Consider the following 1,367-nt stretch of genomic DNA (forward strand, 5'->3'; position numbering starts at 1 on the left):
GGACGTCCATTCGACGCTGCAGGCCGGAAATCGCTAACGCAGGGCCTGCACTTCAACCCGCATCAAAGCAGAAAGCCCTCGGTAGATTGCCGGGGCTTTCTCTTATGGAGTTCCGAACAGGAGGGGTTTCTTCGCAGTTTCTCGCATGTCGCGACGAATCATTCAACGAGAGGCAAGGACATCGTCGTGGCGGCGAACGAACCATCAGTGGCTCCCGCAGCCGGCGGTTCCCAATCGGTAAACGTCATGAGAAGTTCCGTCCCGTCCTTCTCGAAAGAGGCGATGCTCGGGGTTTGGTACCGGACCATTGGACGCTCCAGATGAACACTGGGCAGACGTTCGTCGCTCTCATTTCCAACCAATTCAAAGATAGCAACCGAAGCGTCGGAGTATGTGAGCGCAGCCATCGCATTCGCTGGTGAAAAGGCGATGCTATTGACCGACACGTCAGATGGTCCATGCGGATGCTTTAGCGTTATCTGGTGGCTGTGGTCGCGACTTCCCAGCACGAGATCACATCTTTGATCGCCAGAGCGAATAATGTGCCGCTCGTCGTGGCTGAGCGTATAGATGCTGTTCGCCACACTGAGACAAGCGGAGCGTTTCATGCCTCCGTTCGGGCATATTTGCGTCCCCCAGGCGTGCTCAGCCACAACGGCAACACCGCTTGAATCTACGGTGACCGACCTGCTGCTGTTATCCACTGGCTCGTCAGTCACTGGCTTGCCCTCATGTCGATCAAACACCACTAGGCGGGCCACGTCATCAGAGCCATAGTAGATTACAGACACGAATCGCCCATCTGCAGAGATGGACGCGCAATCAAAGCGACCAAGCGCATCGAGCGGAAGGCTGCTGAGAGCGTCGTCACTGGAGCGGTATACGCTCAGGCGGCTGGTATCAGCATCAAGCACCAGCAGTTGTTCGCTCCCACGGCTGAGCGGTGAGTTCACTACGGCGAGTGCGCTATCGCCATTATTCGGTAAGACATAGCCCGTCAGTCGGCTGGGCTCTCGGATTTCGCCACTCCGTGAGACGAAACAAATCCGAGGGGTGCCATCGTTACGTGTGGCTAAGAATTCAGGCTCCGAGGTGGATGAGGAATAGACAGGTCCGCGTTGGGCAAGGAGGAGCGGCCCCATCTCATGGGTTTGAGCTGAGTCAAGGGTCAGGGATGGCAGGCGATCAATGGCGCTTTGCAGGTTTACAAGCGCCGCCGCATAGCGAAGGCCTTTTTCCGTTAGCTCGTTAGCGACCGTGCTGAATCCGGCGTTGGCCAGCAATGGCCACGCGGGGCTCTCGCCACGCTCGCGATCTGTGATGAAGGCCCGCGCCGCTTGATCAAAGGCCTTCGGCGTTATCGCATT

General features: G+C 57.4%; 1 protein-coding gene. It reads right to left on the reverse strand.

Annotated elements, in window-relative coordinates:
* Positions 1–158: 158 nt before the first annotated feature.
* A partial coding sequence (locus AB6O04_RS20460) for a hypothetical protein (protein ID WP_368566265.1) occupies positions 159–1,367 on the reverse strand: 1,209 nt, incomplete at its 5' end.

Source organism: Pseudoxanthomonas sp. UTMC 1351 (assembly GCF_040948865.1).
In the GTDB taxonomy this organism is placed as follows: Bacteria; Pseudomonadota; Gammaproteobacteria; order Xanthomonadales; family Xanthomonadaceae; genus Pseudoxanthomonas_A.